The organism is Clostridium frigidicarnis, from assembly GCF_900111985.1.
In the GTDB taxonomy this organism is placed as follows: Bacteria; Bacillota; Clostridia; order Clostridiales; family Clostridiaceae; genus Clostridium_Z; species Clostridium_Z frigidicarnis.
In genome coordinates this window covers 92,852-109,848 of the sequence record NZ_FOKI01000013.1, presented here as the reverse complement: position 1 = coordinate 109,848, position 16,997 = coordinate 92,852, and the positions used below count along the sequence as shown (strand labels likewise).

17 protein-coding genes are annotated in these 16,997 nt (G+C 30.4%); 11 read left to right on the top strand and 6 right to left on the bottom strand.

Going from position 1 to position 16,997, the window contains the following annotated elements:
• Positions 1–162 precede the first annotated feature (162 nt).
• From BM119_RS20405 to BM119_RS09945, 6 genes are all read right to left on the bottom strand, one after another.
• Complete coding sequence (locus tag BM119_RS20405) at positions 163–297, bottom strand: hypothetical protein (protein ID WP_278336789.1); 135 nt, start codon at positions 295–297, stop codon at positions 163–165.
• A 192-nt stretch (positions 298–489) separates the two neighbouring features.
• Positions 490–2,127, bottom strand: coding sequence for a peptide ABC transporter substrate-binding protein (locus BM119_RS09965; protein WP_090041099.1), 1,638 nt, complete (start codon positions 2,125–2,127; stop codon positions 490–492).
• Between the two features lie 28 nt (positions 2,128–2,155).
• On the bottom strand, positions 2,156–3,121 hold the full coding sequence (locus tag BM119_RS09960) for an ABC transporter ATP-binding protein (RefSeq protein ID WP_090041098.1): 966 nt from the start codon (positions 3,119–3,121) through the stop codon (positions 2,156–2,158).
• Positions 3,122–3,124: 3 nt separating this feature from the next.
• The gene (locus tag BM119_RS09955) at positions 3,125–4,132 is read right to left on the bottom strand and encodes an ABC transporter ATP-binding protein (protein WP_090041096.1); all 1,008 of its coding nucleotides are present in this window, start codon (positions 4,130–4,132) and stop codon (positions 3,125–3,127) included.
• 13 nt (positions 4,133–4,145) lie between these two features.
• On the bottom strand, positions 4,146–5,060 hold the full coding sequence (locus BM119_RS09950; RefSeq protein ID WP_090041095.1) for an ABC transporter permease: 915 nt from the start codon (positions 5,058–5,060) through the stop codon (positions 4,146–4,148).
• Positions 5,061–5,073: 13 nt separating this feature from the next.
• Positions 5,074–5,994: an ABC transporter permease gene (locus tag BM119_RS09945; RefSeq protein ID WP_090041093.1), complete on the bottom strand. Its 921-nt coding sequence runs from the start codon at positions 5,992–5,994 to the stop codon at positions 5,074–5,076.
• Positions 5,995–6,865: 871 nt separating this feature from the next.
• On the opposite strand from BM119_RS09945, the gene BM119_RS09940 reads away from it, so the two are divergent.
• The 11 genes from BM119_RS09940 (at position 6,866) to BM119_RS09885 (ending at position 16,991) form a co-directional block, all read left to right on the top strand.
• Entirely contained in the window at positions 6,866–7,327 is a 462-nt protein-coding gene (locus tag BM119_RS09940) for a GyrI-like domain-containing protein (RefSeq protein WP_090041091.1), read from the top strand.
• Positions 7,328–7,835: 508 nt separating this feature from the next.
• Entirely contained in the window at positions 7,836–8,393 is a 558-nt protein-coding gene (locus BM119_RS09930; protein ID WP_177199384.1) for a class I SAM-dependent methyltransferase, read from the top strand.
• A gap of 587 nt (positions 8,394–8,980) precedes the next feature.
• The gene (gene murQ / locus BM119_RS09925; RefSeq protein ID WP_090041088.1) at positions 8,981–9,898 is read left to right on the top strand and encodes an N-acetylmuramic acid 6-phosphate etherase; all 918 of its coding nucleotides are present in this window, start codon (positions 8,981–8,983) and stop codon (positions 9,896–9,898) included.
• Positions 9,899–9,901: 3 nt separating this feature from the next.
• Positions 9,902–10,222 carry a PTS lactose/cellobiose transporter subunit IIA gene (locus BM119_RS09920; protein ID WP_090041086.1) on the top strand — a complete coding sequence of 107 codons (321 nt, stop codon included), beginning with the start codon at positions 9,902–9,904 and terminating at the stop codon, positions 10,220–10,222.
• A 41-nt stretch (positions 10,223–10,263) separates the two neighbouring features.
• Complete coding sequence (locus BM119_RS09915; protein ID WP_090041085.1) at positions 10,264–10,587, top strand: hypothetical protein; 324 nt, start codon at positions 10,264–10,266, stop codon at positions 10,585–10,587.
• A gap of 117 nt (positions 10,588–10,704) precedes the next feature.
• The gene (locus BM119_RS09910; RefSeq protein ID WP_090041083.1) at positions 10,705–11,016 is read left to right on the top strand and encodes a PTS sugar transporter subunit IIB; all 312 of its coding nucleotides are present in this window, start codon (positions 10,705–10,707) and stop codon (positions 11,014–11,016) included.
• A gap of 213 nt (positions 11,017–11,229) precedes the next feature.
• Entirely contained in the window at positions 11,230–12,495 is a 1,266-nt protein-coding gene (locus tag BM119_RS09905; RefSeq protein ID WP_090041081.1) for a PTS sugar transporter subunit IIC, read from the top strand.
• An 82-nt stretch (positions 12,496–12,577) separates the two neighbouring features.
• On the top strand, positions 12,578–13,672 hold the full coding sequence (locus tag BM119_RS09900; RefSeq protein ID WP_090041079.1) for a DUF871 domain-containing protein: 1,095 nt from the start codon (positions 12,578–12,580) through the stop codon (positions 13,670–13,672).
• 41 nt (positions 13,673–13,713) lie between these two features.
• The gene (locus tag BM119_RS09895) at positions 13,714–14,550 is read left to right on the top strand and encodes a MurR/RpiR family transcriptional regulator (protein ID WP_090041077.1); all 837 of its coding nucleotides are present in this window, start codon (positions 13,714–13,716) and stop codon (positions 14,548–14,550) included.
• A 198-nt stretch (positions 14,551–14,748) separates the two neighbouring features.
• Positions 14,749–16,062, top strand: a complete 1,314-nt coding sequence (locus BM119_RS09890) for a 6-phospho-beta-glucosidase (protein ID WP_090041076.1) — start codon at positions 14,749–14,751, stop codon at positions 16,060–16,062.
• Between the two features lie 23 nt (positions 16,063–16,085).
• Positions 16,086–16,991: an N-acetylglucosamine kinase gene (locus BM119_RS09885; protein WP_090041074.1), complete on the top strand. Its 906-nt coding sequence runs from the start codon at positions 16,086–16,088 to the stop codon at positions 16,989–16,991.
• Positions 16,992–16,997 lie beyond the last annotated feature (6 nt).

Here is a 16,997-nt window from a genome sequence, read left to right as displayed (position 1 = left end):
AGAGCAAATTGAAAGGACTGAGTCCTGTCCAGTACAGGATCCAGTCCCTGGAAGTAGCGTAATTATACTTTGTCTAACTTTTTGGGTTCATTTCATTTTTGACTTCCCTTAATTAATAGGCTAAAACTATAATATTAAAAATAATAAAATTTTAATATACTTTTATCTTTTGTTTAAAAATGTTCTTACGAATCCAGGAATCTGTCTTGAATTACCAGTTATTATCATATAAACAGCAAATAATGGAATAAACCAAATTAAGGATTCCTTTTTTATTTGAATTGCTTTAGCTTTCATATATAATACACCTCCAAAATCAACTCGTAATTTCTTATAAGTCTATATCTAAATTATAGCATTAATTCGATATAATATACCAATAAATTAGGATACTTAATAAATCTTTTTTAGATGAAAATGGGCAAGAATAAAAAAACATAAGAAGACTTTATCTTATGTCTTCTTATGTTTTTTATAATTTTAAAGAATTTATTTTTCTACGTGAGCATCCTTACATATGATGCTTCCAAGAGGAGACAAATAAATATCTTTAACTTTTGGATTAACACAAACAACATTTGAGTATTCATATATAGGAATAACAGGCATGTCGTTCATTAATATATCTTCAGCTTTATGCATTAATTCAAATCTTTTAGACGGATCTGATTCTTTTTTAGCATCATCCATTAATTTATCATATTCAGGATTGCTATAACCAGGACGGTTTTGTCCATTGCCAGTAACTAAAATATCAAGGAATGTTACTGGGTCATTAAAGTCAGCTATCCAACCATCTCTAGCAATTAAGTAAGATTCATTCTTCATTTCATCTAAGTGAACTTTTCTTTCAACATTTCTTAAAGTTATATTTACACCTAAATTTTTATTCCACATATCTTGAACTGCTTGAGCAACATTTTGATGTCCCTGTCCAGTGTTATAAAGTATTTCTAAGCTTGGGAACCCTTGACCTTCAGGGTATCCAGCTTCAGCCAATAGCTTTTTAGCTTCTTCTGTATTTGCTGAAGAAGTATAATAATCTTTAGATTTGAAAGTGTTACCTTCAGAATCTGATACACTACTAGGTACAAACGATGTAGCAGGTTTTTGACCTCCTTGAACTACCTGATTAACTAAAGCGTCTCTATCTATAGCAAGAGATAAAGCTTTTCTAACTTTTGGATTATTTAAAGCTTTAGCAGCTTCAGGATTATTTTCAGCTGTCTTTGGTGATACATTTAAGTTATAATAATAAGTTCCGATGTATGGATAAGCTTTTGCTGATCCATCTTCAAGAAGTTTAGGAGTTTCAGCAGCAGGTGGAGACGGTAATACATCTAATTGTCCACTCTTAAATGCGGATAAAGCACTAGATTCATTTTCAAGAAATTTAAATGCTACAGTGTCTAACTTAACATTTGAATTATCCCAATAGCTAGGATTTTTAACTATTTCTAATGTATCTTTAGGTTTATATTGTGACATTTTAAAAGGTCCATTTGATACATATGTTTCAGGTTTTAATGTCCAAGATGTATTTCCCTCTACAATATCTTTTCTTACAGGAGCATATGTTGCTTGAGATGTAAGACTTAGGAAATAAGGAGTAGGACTTTCTAAAGTAACCACTAAAGTATGATCATCAGTAGCTTTAACGCCAACATCTTCAATAGTAGCTTTTCCACTGTTAAATGCTTCACCATTTTTTAAATAAAACATTTGATTTGCATATTCAGATGCAGTGTTAGGTTCTAAAACTCTTTTCCAAGCGTATTCAAAATCATTAGCTGTAACAGGCTTATCATCTGACCACTTAGCATTATCTCTTAAGTGAAATGTATAAGTTAAACCATCTTCTGAAATATCCCATTTTTCAGCAACACCAGGAACTGATTTACCATCTTTATCTAAGTTAGTCAATCCTTCAAATACATTATTTATAACTCTTGAACCTTCAACAGTACTATTTAGACCTGGATCTATTGTTTTAGGATCTGCTCCTAAATTTATTGTTACTTTTTGATCCGAATTTCCACTAGAACTACCTTTACCACATCCAACAAATACTGAACCTACTACAACAGCAGCAAGCAGTGTAGCTAAAGCACGTTTTCTTTTTATCATTATTGAACCTCCTATTAATTAAATTTATTTAATACAGATGACAAGCTACGCAGTGACCATTTCCCATGTCTTTAAGTATAGGTTCTATATCACCACAGATAGGTTTAGCAAATTTACATCTGTTTTTAAATCTACATCCAGGCGCAGGATCTATAGGTGAAGGCGTTTCACCTTCTAACATTATCCTCTTATTTTTAGCTGCCATCTTAGGATCAGGAATAGGTATTGAAGATAGCAATGCTTGGGTATATGGGTGAAGAGGAGTTTTATAAAGTTCTCTGCTAGGAGAGAGTTCAACCATTTTTCCTAAGTACATAACTCCTATTTTATTAGAAATATGTTTAACCATCGATAAATCATGGGCTATAAATAAGTAAGTTAACCCTAAATCAGATTGAAGTTCTTCAAGCATATTAACAACTTGGGCTTGAATAGACACATCTAATGCAGAAATAGGTTCATCACATACTATGAATTCGGGTTCCACTGCTAAAGATCTTGCAATACCTATTCTTTGCCTTTGACCTCCAGAAAATTCATGAGGATATCTACTTGCATGATCTTTATTTAAACCAACCTTATTTAAAAGATAATTAACTCGTTCTTCTTTATCTTTAGGTCCCATTAATTTATGAATATCTATGGCTTCACCAACAATATCTCCAACGGTCATTCTTGAATCCAGGGATGCATATGGATCTTGGAAAATCATTTGCATTTTTCTTCTATAAGGTAGCATTTCCTTTGAGGATAAATTAGCTATATTTTTGCCATTAAATAATATTTCACCAGAAGTAGGCTCATATAGTTTAATTAGGGTTCTTCCAGTAGTAGTCTTACCACAACCAGATTCTCCAACAAGACCTAAAGTTTCTCCTTTTTCTATAGAGAATGAAACATCATCAACTGCTTTAACCAAACTAAGTTTATTACCTAACAGTCCTTTTTTTATAGGAAAATATTTTTTTAAATTTTTTACTTCTAAAATAGGCATTATTTATACCTCCCTTACACTAAAGCCTTCAACTTTAGGTGCCTTAGAATGATTTAACCAACAAGCTGAGAAGTGTTTATCAGATGTATAAAATTTCTCAGGTGGATTTTCAACACATATTTTCATAGCGTACTCACAACGTGGAGCAAATGGACATCCAGTAGGTGGTTTTAAAAGATCAGGAGGAGTTCCTTCTATAGGCTTTAATTTTTCTTTAACATCATCCTTGGGATTAGGTATACTCCTAAGAAGTCCCCAAGTATATGGATGTCTAGCATTATAAAAGATATCTTCTACATTTCCACTTTCAACAATAGTTCCTCCATACATTACATAAATCCTGTCACATAAATCTGCAACTACTCCTAAATCATGAGTTATAAGAATTATAGACATATCAAATTTTGATTTTAAATCTTTCATAAGTTCTAATATTTGAGCTTGTATAGTAACATCCAATGCAGTAGTAGGTTCATCTGCAATTATAAGTTTAGGGTTACATATAAGAGACATAGCAATCATTGCCCTTTGTCTCATACCACCAGAAAATTCATGAGGATATTGGCTAAGTCTTTTTTCAGGACTAGGAATACCTACCAACTTGAGCATGTTTATAGCTATTTTATTAGCCTCTGATTTATTGATTTTTTTATGTTTTATTAAAGGCTCAATTAATTGTTCACCTATTGTAAAAACAGGATTTAGGGAAGTCATAGGATCTTGAAATATCATTCCCATACTGTTACCTCTAATAGATTCCATTTCTTTTTCGGAAATCTTAGCTAAATCACTATTTTCAAAACATATAGTTCCATCTTTAATTTTCCCATTATCAGCAAGAAGACGCATTGAAGACATCATAGTAATACTTTTTCCGCTACCGGATTCTCCAACAATACCTATTGCTTCACCTTTAAATACATCTATAGATACACCTCTTACAGCTTGCACCTCCCCTAAATGTGTATAAAAGGATGTGTATAAGTTATTTATTTCAAGTAATTTTTCCATAAGAAACCTCCTATTATTTTCTCATTTTAGGATCAAGTGAATCTCTTAAGCCGTCACCAAGAAGGTTAAATGCTAAAATAGTTAAACATATAGCTAATGCAGGAAACAGAAGCTGTGTAGGGTAGAGCTGAAAACTTTCTACTGCATCAGATGCTAATGTTCCCCATGAAGCTTGAGGTGCGGAAATTCCAAGTCCTATGAAGCTTAAAAATGATTCAGTAAAAATAGCTTCTGGTATAGATAAAGTTAGAGTTACGATTATAGGTCCCATACAGTTAGGGATAAGGTGTCTTAAAAGAATTCTAGTAGGGGAAGCTCCTAGAGTTTTAGCTGCTAGAATAAATTCTTGTTCTTTTAAAGTCATAATTTGTCCTCTAACTATTCTAGCCATGGTAAGCCAAAATGATATAGCTAATGCGATTACTATGGTTTTTAAGCTAGCACCAAAAGTGACCATAAGTAATATTACATAGATAGTCATTGGTATTGAGTATAAAACATCAACTATTCTCATCATAACAAGATCAACTTTTCCACCGCAGTAACCGGCTATACCGCCATACAAAACTCCAATTATTATATTTAAAATACTAGCTACAAAACCTACAGTTAATGAGATTCTAGCTCCATAAAGTATTCTAACAAGCAAATCTCTACCAAATTTATCAGTACCAAGCCAATGCATAGAGCTTGGACCTTGATTTGCTATACTTAAGTCTTGAGTATAATAGTTATACTGTGAAAATATTGGACCCAATATGGCAGCTAAAGATATTATTATTATAAAAATTAATCCTGATAAAGCTAATTTATTTTGTTTAAGTCTTTTCCATACATCCTGCCAATAGGTTAAATTAGGTCTAACTATTTCATCAGATGTTTTTTCATCTTTTGGCAATTTTTCAAACATATCATTAGATAATTCCATAAATATACACCTCCTAAGAATCAAGTTTTATTCTTGGATCTATAACTGCATAAAGTATATCTACGATTAAGTTACATGCTATTAAGAAAGTACTGTAGAAAATAGTAATACCTAAAATAGTAGTGTAATCTCTGTTATATATACTTTGAACAAATTCACGACCAAGACCAGGAATACCAAATAAAGTTTCAATAACAAAACTACCTGTTAAAACTCCAGCAAATAGAGGTCCTATATAAGTTATAAGAGGAATTAAACAGTTTTTTAAAGCATGTTTGTAAATAATTTTTGTTCTTGAAAGTCCCTTTGCTTTTGCAACCTTTATATAGTCTTGTTTAACTACATCTATTAAAGTTGATCTTGAAAGTCTAGAGATAAATGCCATTGAATAACCTCCAAGAGCTATAGATGGAAGTACATAATATATAGGACCATCAAAACCCACAGCCGGGAACCAACCTAATTTTACAGCGAAATAGTATATGAATAGACTAGCTAAAACGAAACTTGGAACAGTAACTCCAAGTGTGGCTATAAGCATTGCCAACTTGTCTTGCCACTTACCTTGGTCAAGAGCTGCTCTTATACCCATATAAGTACCTACTATTAAGGCAAAGGCTATAGCAGAAATTCCAAGTTTTGCAGAGTTAGGAAATGAATAAGCAATAACATCATTAACACTTCTTCCTTCGTACCTCATAGATGGACCTAAATCTCCATGTAAAATATTTCTCATATAAGTTGTATATTGTTCAAATAAAGGTTTATCAAGTCCAAATTTTTCATTTAAATTTGCCTCAACTTGAGGTGGTAATTTTTTATCACTATCAAAAGGTCCACCAGGTATTTTGTGCATTAGTACAAAAGTTACACTGATAACTATCCAGATAGTTAAAATGCTAATTCCAAGTCTCTTTAAAATAAACTTTAACAATTGTCTCCCTCCATTCATTGATTAAGGAATAATGAATAAATAATCTTTTGCTATAAATAAATATACAATGGGATTATTGCAATGAATGAAAAATGATATTTCATTTCAATTACAACAAAATTCTTTTTAGTTTGACAAAATAACAACTTTTGAAGATGATATCATGGATTAATACTATAAGTCAACATAAAAAAGTTGTTTTTATTAAAAAAAATATAGAAAAAATATAATTTTGATAATACAAATACGATGAAATAAATAAGAAATAAGTGATAAAATATATTAAAAGAATAAAATGGCACATAAATATGCATTTATTTGAATTTTGAGAATATAATTTATTTATATGTTGGAGTGTGAAAATTCCTTTATAGAACTATTAGCATATAATGAAAATAGTAGAAAATAACCAATGCTTAGATTTTTTTAATGTCATTAAAAACACTAAATTCAGATTATTAATAAAATAAAAGAATAATTTCTTGCACTATATTTTAAATATGCAAAATTAAAACCAATAATTTGAGGAATATAATTGATGTGAAGTATACTAGTAAATTCAAAAAACAAGGTATATATTTTTAAATACACAATATAATATGAAAAATGATTACAAGGTATATAATTAATGAGGTGAATTTTGATAGTGTTGATTGGAAAAGCAACTAAATATACTTATAGTTATATTGGAGTATCAGAGTCAATAGAAGTTGGACAAACTAATTTAAAATAGAAAAGTGATATTTTATTTCAAGAAATAGACATACAGATGTCATATTACTTTGTGTAGAATAGAATTAACATTCATTTAGGTGGTGTTCTTTACATTCTCTGAATGTTAGATAAGTAAAAAAGCATGAGGTGATTAATTATGAAATATGAAATAATAAATTTAGAGAAAAAGATTGTTAGGGGAATATTAAAAGAAACTACTAATATTAATGGGCAATGTACTAAAGATATTGGAGAGGTATGGCAAAAGTTTTGCACTGAAGAAGTATATGAAAATATTAATCCTAGGAAAAACAATAAAACCATAGGATTATATACGGATTATCAAGGAGATTTTACAAAACCTTATAATTTCATGGCTTGTTGTGAAATTCTTAATTCTAGTAATCTTAGTGATAACTTTGTTGAAAAAATTATACGAGAAGGAAGATATGCAAAATTTGTTATAAATGGAGATGTGATAAAGGCTGTAGGAAAGTTTTGGAATGAACTTTGGAATATGGATTTAGATAGGGCATATACCTGTGATTTTGAAGAATATCAAAACAATACAGAGGATATGAGTAATCAAGAAATCCACATTTACATTTCTTTAAAATAGTCTTTAAAAAGTATATAAGCACAGAATAAAATAACTTTAAGTTCTATTAATAAATTGTAATAGAGCTTTAAGTTATTTTTGTTAAAGGATATTACCTAAGTTGCTTTATTTTATTTAGATAATAAAATTAGAAAAGAAATTATATACTATAGGAGAATTAATTAACGTGTAAAGGTAAACATAAGTTAGAATGAAAAACTTATTTGATTTACATAAATTAATATATTAGTATAGTCCTATGTAGTAAAGAGTATTAAGGTAAAATTAATTGTTTCAGTTATGGTTATGGAGGCTATATTAAGGAACGATACGTTAAGACAGGACATAAAAACTAAAATTAAAAATGGAGAATATAATTGTGAAAAAGAACTTACATTATAAATTATAAGTGGTAAGTGGAAAGTTGTAATACTATGGCATTTGGGTTATGAAGCTAAATTTAGATATGCTCTATAATTGGGAAAAAAGAATGGATGATATAAAAAACAAATTGAGGAGGAAAAATAAATTGGATGATAATAAAAAAATATTAAAGTTTGAAAGTTCAGAAAGACTTGAGGAACTAAACCCAAAGAATACTTTAGAAAAAGTAGGGTTTAAAGAAGGGATGATCCTTTGTGATATAGGAGCTGGCACTGGGATATTTTCTTTTCCAGCTACAGAAATAAGTAGAAATGAGATTTTTGCTCTTGATATATCAGAAGATATGATTGAATTACTAACATCTAGAGTTAGAGAAAAAAACATTGAAAATCTTAATATTAAAAAAGTTGTTTCAGAAAAGCTTCCATTAGAAGACAATATTTGTGATATGGCTATAATGGTAACAGTATTACATGAAATAGAAAATAAAGCTAAGATGTTAAATGAAATAAGCAGGGTTTTAAAGAGAAATGGAAAACTTATGATAATAGAATTTCATAAAAGAAAAACCCCTATGGGGCCACCAGTTGAGCATAGAATTTCAGAGGAAGAAGTAAAAAGTTTATGTAAGAAAAATGATCTTAGAACCATAGATAAATTTTCACTAGGAGAGAATTTTTATGGAATTGTATTTCAGTACTAATTAAAAGTATCAAAAATTATATGAATAAAAAGGCTTCAATTCTTAAATATAAGAGTTGATAGCCTTTTTTTATGTAAAGAAAAGTATAAAAAATTTTGATTGAAAAATGCTGATAAAATCTAGGGTTAAAGGGCTTTTGAATTGAAAATTGAGAATTTACAATTGACAATATTGGATGAAATATTTTATAGAAGATTTTCAACAACAACTGCCAATTCTCAATTATAACGTGACGTAGGCGCCTTGTACTTTGATATAATTTTTAACTTAATATGGCACTTACTTAAAGAAACAAGTTACTAAAGATGAAGTTTAAATAATTTATCTTGCAGTGTAATAGTGATTAAACCATCGATTAAGACATGGGGAATACTATTGATGATAGACATCGTGTAGAATGAATATTCATTAAGGTGATATTACAGTTGGTGGACATAAGATAAATTAAAAAAGTATAAGTGGTGAGAATAATATTCATAAATTATGAAATATTATTTTAAAATATTAAAATAATGCTTGAAATATAATTTCAGGCATGATATTATGAAATCGTAGACAAGAGAAACACACATTAAGGAGTTGGAAGTATGGCAAGCATAGATTTAGATAGTTTAATTACTGAAAGCAGAAACACTAAAACTCTAAATATAGATGAAGTAAATACCATAGATATGGTGAAAATGATAAATGAAGAAGATAAGATAGTACCATTAGCTGTGGAGAAAGAGCTCCATAATATAGCATGTGCTATAGATAGAATTGTTGAGAGACTACAAATGGGGGGGCGATTAATTTATATTGGTGCAGGTACATCTGGAAGACTTGGTATTTTAGATGCATCTGAATGTCCACCAACCTATGGAGTCTCAGAAGAATTAGTTCAAGGAATAATAGCAGGAGGACATGAAGCAATCTTTAGGGCAAAAGAAGGAGCAGAGGACTCAAAAGAATTAGGTATAGATGATTTAAAAGAGAAAAATATAAATTCAAAAGATGTAGTTGTAGGATTAGCCGCTTCTGGAAGAACTCCATATGTTATAGGTGGGTTAGAGTATGCAAATAGTATAGATGCTTTCACTATAGCAGTTACATGTAATGGAGAGTCGGATTTATCAAAGGTGGCTAAAATTTCTATAGCCCCAGTTGTAGGACCTGAGGTTGTAACGGGATCAACAAGACTAAAGTCAGGGACAGCTCAGAAGCTAGTTCTTAATATGTTGTCAACTGGAACTATGATAAAGTTGGGCAAGGTTTATGGGAATCTTATGGTTGACGTAAAACCAACAAATGAAAAACTTGTTGAAAGGGCAAAGGGTATTATACAATCTTGTACAAGATGTTCGAGAATGGTTGCTGAAGAATACTTTGAAAAAAGTAATAGAGATGTTAAAATAGCTATTTTTATGATTTTAACAGAAAAAAGTAGAGAAGAAAGCATTATAATATTAAATGAAAATAAAGGAATAATAACTAAGGCCTTAGAGGCTGTGAGTAAAGGAGAATAAAAAATGGCTAAATTAGATATGGATGTAATTGTTTTTGAGATTATAAATCATGGAGGAACGGCAAAAGGACTGGCTTATGAAGCATTACAAGCGGCTGAAAAGGGGGATTTTGAAGAAGCAGATAAACTTTTAAAGGAATCAGATAAAGAACTTTTAGAAGCGCATCATATTCAAACCAGTATTATTCAGGCAGAAGCAGCAGGGGATAAGACAGAAGTATCGGTATTATTTGTTCATGCTCAAGATCATTTAATGACTGCAATTGAGGCAAAAAGCTTAATAGAATGTATGATCAGATTATATAAAAGACTTGATGAAAAATAAATGTGTGAAAATATAGCAAATCTTAAAGGAGGTATGCATTTATGGCAAAAGCAAGAGAGAAAGTAGTTGCCAAAACGGATTATGATATTCCAAGGTTTAGCATTAAAAGTTCTCTAATTCTTATATTAGCAGGTGTAGCATCAACGTTAATTATACCGTCTATATTTTCTCTAATTGGAGTTGATAAGAAGATATCAGTAGTTATAGGTAATACTTTTATTTTAGGTTTTGCTTTAGCTTATAGTAGATTCTTTGTTGAAACTAAAAAAGGTTTTTGTAAGAGGTTTTGGTACACATATGCTGGATTTGGAAGTGCATTTTTAGTAATATCATTTTTCTGGATGTATTTACAAACTTATATATAAAATAATATTTCAAAAAATAAATTTAATAAATGAAATATTATTGCAAAAAACATGAATTTGGTGTAATATAATACTAAATTAAACAGTTTAAAGAAAACGTTATTAGGAGGAGAATTTATGAAAGTATTATTTGTTTGTTCACAAGGTATGTCAAGTGCAATAGCGGTAAATGCACTTAAAAAAGAAGCAGAAAAAAACGGAGTTGAAATGGAAGTGTTAGCTGTAAGCACTCAAGAATTTGAGGAAGAAGTTAAAAATGGATATGATGCAGCAATGGTTGCTCCACAAATTAGACATCGTTTTGATCATTTAAAAGAATTTGCAGATGTGGCTAATGTACCATGTTCATTAATTCAGCCACAAGCATACAGCCCATTAGGGGGTCCTAAACTTCTAAAGCAAGTTCAAGAAACTGCTGGTAATAAGTAAAATATATAACCTCAAAATTAAAAAAGATTATTTTATATGAAATTTATATTAGGATTTTTAGAGCTTTAATCTTGAATTAATCTATATTTAGCTTACAAAAGATGAGTAGTAAGAAGAAGTAGCAAAACATTCGTTATATTAAACTTAATATAGAGAAAAATATGACGAATGTATACTAGAATTTTAAAATTATTATAGGCAAGGGGGATAAATATGTTAGAGAAGTTAACGAAGTTTTTAGATGAAAAGCTTTCCACTCCAATGGCTAAGATGGCCGAGCAAAGACACTTACGAGCAGTACGTGACGGTATAATCGCAACACTACCACTTATTATTGTAGGATCATTTTTCTTAATCGTCGCATTTCCACCATTACCAGCTACTTGGGGAATAACAGCTTACTTAAAGGCAAACGCAGCTACAATTCTTTTGCCATATCGTATGACAATGTATATCATGACCATGTATGCAACCTGGGGTATAGGGTATAGTTTAGCTAAATCCTATAAGTTGGATGGAGTTACAGGTGGAGTTCTTGCTTCCATGGCTTTCATGCTTACGTTAGTTCCACAGGTGGTTGATGGATTAGGTTTTGCATTACCTATGGCAAATATGGGTGGAGGTGGATTGTTTGTTGGCATTATAGTATCAATTTTTGCAGTAGAAGTTTTAAGATTTACTACAGTAAAGAATTTTAGAATCAAGATGCCAGAACAAGTTCCAGCATCAGTTGCAAGATCCTTTGAGGCATTGACACCGACAACTATAGTTATTCTTGTAATGGCAACTATAACATATTTTTTAGGATTTGATTGGCATGCGGCTGTTTCAAAAGTTGTATCACCATTAGTATCAGCTACAGATACATTACCGTCAGTTCTTATATTAGTATTATTAGTTACATTCTTCTGGTCATTTGGTATACATGGGGTATCAATTGTTGGATCAATAGCAAGACCTTTATGGTTACAAATATTAGATGGAAATACCTCAGCACAAGCAGCAGGTCAGGCTTTACCAGGTATTGCTGCTGAACCTTTTTATCAATGGTTTATATGGATAGGTGGTTCAGGATGTACAATAGGTCTAGTAATTTTATTAGCTACAATTGCTAAGTCATCTTATGGAAAAACTCTAGGAAAAAGTACATTAATACCAGGAATATTTAATATAAATGAGCCAATAATATTTGGTGCTCCAATAGTATTGAATCCAGTATTAATAGTACCCTTCATATTAACACCTATGATTACAGCAACATTAGCATGGTTTGCAACTACTATGGGACTAGTTAATGCAGTTACAGTAACTGCACCATGGACACTTCCAGGACCAATAGGAGCATTCTTAGCTACAGGTGGTGACTGGAGAGCATCAGTATTAAATGTTGTATGTATTATAATATCAATTGTTGTGTACTATCCGTTTGTAAAGATGTACGATAACAAATTATTACAAGACGAGAGAGCAGAAGCTTAAACTATTTACAATGGGCAATTAACAATGATAGTAAGAACAGTTGTTAATTGTCCATTGTTTTAAATTATAGGAGGAATATTAAATGGGTAAATTAGGTATATCAATTTATGAAGAAAAAACTACAGAGAAGGAAATTTATGATTATATTGATAAAGCTCAAGAAGCAGGGTTTAGTAGAATATTCTCATGTTTATTGTCTGTAACAGAGACAAAAGATAATATAGTAAATAAATTTAAGAAAATAAATGATTATGCTCATGGAAAAGGATTTGAAGTGATTGTTGATGTAAGCCCTAGAGTATTTGATGAACTAGGGATAAGTTATAAGGATTTAACATTTTTCAAAGAAATAGGGGCAGATGGATTAAGATTAGATGCTGGTTACAGTGGGTTAGAAGAATCACTTATGACATTTAATCCTCAAGGACTTAAAATAGAAATAAATATGAGTAATAACACTAATTATATAGATACAATAATAGATTATATGCCTAATAAAGAAAATTTAATAGCATGTCATAATTTTTATCCTCATAGATATAGTGGATTAAATTTTGAGCATTTTATAAAATGTACAGATAGATTTAAAAAACATGGGTTAAGAACAGCAGCCTTTATAACTAGCACAAAGGATGGCACATTTGGACCATGGCCAGTTACAGATGGATTACCAACATTAGAAATTCACAGAGAATTGCCAATAGATGTTCAAGCAAAGCATCTAATTGCTTTAGGAAATATTGACGACATAATAATATCCAACTGCTATCCATCAGATGAAGAACTGAATAGTTTATCAACTATGAGAAAAGATATGGTAACATTTGATATAATAGTAAATGAAAAGATTCCTCATATTGAGAAAAAAATATTATTTGAAGAAATGCATTTTAATAGAGGAGATTTTTCAGATAATCTAATTAGATCCACTCAAAGTAGAGTAAAATATAAAGGTCATGACTTTAAATTATTTAATGCTCCAGAAATCATTAAAAAAGGCGATGTTATTATAGAAAGTAGTGAATATGGACATTATGCAGGAGAAGTACAAATAGCAGTAAAAGATATGAAAAATAGTGGAAAATCAAATGTTGTAGGAAGAATAAGAGAAGAAGAAATCTTCTTAATAGACTACATAAAACCATGGCAAAAGTTTAGTTTTAGACATCATAATTAATTATTATGACAAAATGAAAAATAAAAGAAAGGGGTGAATGAATGAGTTGTATATGTAAGATAAAAGAAGGAATGGGTAGTTTTACAGAAACTGAAGAAAAACTAGCAAACTATATATTGGATAATAGGCAAGAGATTATAATGTTAAGTGCCCAAGAATTAGCTGATAGAGTTAAAACTTCAGCAGCAGCAGTTGTTAGGTTTTCAAAAAAAGTAGGATATAAAGGTTTTACAGCTTTAAAGGTTGAAATGGCAAAAGAGAGTTATGATGAAGCTGAGGATTTTAATACTATTATAAAAGAAAATGATTCAATAGAAACATTAATAAAAAAATCTGAGGCTATAAATACTAAAGCTGTAACCCAGACTTATAAATTAATTAATAAAGATATTTTACAAAAGGCAATAGATTCGTTGAATAACTGTAAAAATATATATATTTTTGGAGTAGGAGCATCAGGTCTTGTAGCCCAGGATTTTCAGTATAAATTATCAAGAATAAAGAGAATTGCAATTTATCAACAAGATTCTCATATTCAATTAGCTTCAGCGGCCCATATTGGTCCAGGAGATATAGCAATAGGAATAAGCTATAGTGGAGAAACTAGAGAGATAAATGTGGCATTAAGGAAAGCTAAGGAACTTGGGGCCAAAACTATTGGTATAACTAAGTTCAATAATAATTCATTAGCTAAGATAGCTGACTTTCCTTTATATATTCCTAGTGAGGAAAAAGAAATAAGAATTGGAGCTATAACATCTAGAATGACAGCTTTGCTAATAACAGATTTGTTATATTTAGGAATTGCAAAAAATGATGTGGATAAGACAGAGGAATATATATTAAAAACAAGAGAAATAATAAAAGCGTTTAAATAAAATCGTGTATTGACTCCTTATAATTAGGAGCAGTACACTTTTTACTATAGAAGGCTTTTATATTTTTATATAAATATTTAGAAAACATAAAAATATTAAAAGAAATATTATTACAATAATCATAATGATATATTGAAATAATATTTCAAAAAGGGTATAATCTTTATAAGAAAATATTTTAGGTAGGAGGGTTTATATATGAAGGAATTAAAGGTTACAGTAATTGGTGGAGGAAGTAGTTATACACCAGAACTAATTAATGGTTTTTTAATGAGGAAAAACGAACTACCAGTAAAAGAAGTTGTTTTAGTAGATATAGAGGATGGAAAAGAAAAGGTTAACACAGTATCAAAACTTGCAGAAAGAATGGTGAAGAAAGCAGGTTTAAAGACAAAGATAACCGTTTCATTTAATAGAAAAGAAGCTTTGAAAAATTCAGATTTTGTAGTAACTCAGTTTAGGGTTGGTGGATTAGAAGCCAGAGCTAAGGATGAAAGATTTCCTTTGAAATATAATGTTATCGGACAAGAAACATGTGGGCCAGGAGGCTTTGCAAAAGCTTTAAGAACAATACCAGTGATTTTGGACATTTGTAGAGATATAGAAGAGGTATGCCCAGAAGCTTGGCTAATTAATTTTACAAATCCATCAGGAATGGTAACAGAGGCTGTTAATAAGTATTCAAATGTAAAATGTATAGGATTATGTAATGTTCCAATTCATATGAAAATGGATTTTGCAAAAGCATTAGGAGTGTCCTCAGAAGAGTTATTTGTAGAGTTTATAGGACTAAATCATTTGGTGTGGGCAAAGAGTGTATGGTTAAAAGGCAAAGATATTACACAAGATGCAATTGAAGCTATGACAGATAAAGAAAGTTTATCAATGAAAAACATACCAGCTATACCATGGGATAGAGATTATTTAAAGGCAGTTGGGATGATACCGTCTCCATATCATAGATACTACTTAATGACTGCAGACATGGTAGAAGAAGAAAAAGAAGCAGCAAGTGAAGGTGGAAAAGGAACTAGAGCAGAAATTGTCCAAGGAGTAGAGGCAAAATTATTTGATATATATAAAGATGAAAATGTTGATGTTAAGCCAAAGGAGCTTGAAAATAGAGGTGGAGCATATTATTCAGATGCAGCAGTTTCATTAATTAGCGCAATATTTAATGATAAAAAAGAGATTCATACAGTAAACGTATTAAATAATGGAATAATAAAAGCATTACCTGATAATTGCATAATAGAAACAAATGCAATTGTTGATAATACAGGAGCAACACCAGTATTGTTGAAGAGTCCATTAGATGAAGAAGCGGTGGGATTAATACATTCAGTTAAATCATATGAAATAGCAACGGTTGATGCTGCTGCAAATGGAGATAAGGAAAAGGCGTTAGTAGCTCTTGTAAATAATCCTTTAATTCCATCTATAGATATATCAAAAAAACTATTAGAGGAACTTTTAGAAATTAATAAGCCTTATTTGCCACAATTTAACTAATTCTAAAAATGAGGTGCTTTTAAATGTTTTATATAGGAATAGACGGTGGAGGGACGAAAACAAAATTTTCACTAGTAGACAAAGAAGAGAATTTAGTAGCAACAGTTGAAAAGGGAACGTGCCACTTTAATCAAGTTGGATTTGAGAAAATGGAGAGGATTCTAAATGATGGGGTTAATGATCTTCTTTCAATGGCGAATATAACTTATAAAGAAGTTAAAAGAGCATGTGTTGGTTTGGCTGGTTACGGAAATGTAAAAACTATAGCTATTAAAATAGAAGAAGTTGTAAAAAGAGTATTTAAGAATATTGATTTTTTACTTTTTAATGATGTTCATATTGCACATGCTGGTGCTTTGGCTGGAAAGGACGGAATAGTTATTATTGCAGGAACAGGATCAATTGGATATTCAAGTAATAATGGCGAATATAAAAGAGTTGGTGGATGGGGATATACTATAGGTGATGAGGGTTCAGCATATTGGATAGGAAGAAAAGCAATAGAATGTTTTTCAAAACAGGCTGATGGAAGATTCAAAAAGGGAAATCTTTATCATATATTTAAAGAGCAGCTTTCTTTGAACAATGACTATGACATTATCAAATATGTAAATGAAGAAATCAAAGCTGATAGAAGAGAAATTGCTAAATTTGCCACACTATGCTCAAAGGCAGCAAAAGATGGAGATAAATATGCAATAGATATATTTAAAAAAGCAGGAGAAGAGTTAAGTGGATTAATTAATACCTTAGCACTGGATTTTTCAGAAGATAAAGTTGATGTTTCATATATCGGTGGAGTTTTTAAGTCAAAAGATCTTATATTAGAACCAATAAAAGATAACATAGACAAAAAAGTACACCTTATGTCTCCAAAATTTCCACCAGAAATAGGAGCATGTTTAATAGCTAAACAGTGGAATAAATAATGAAAT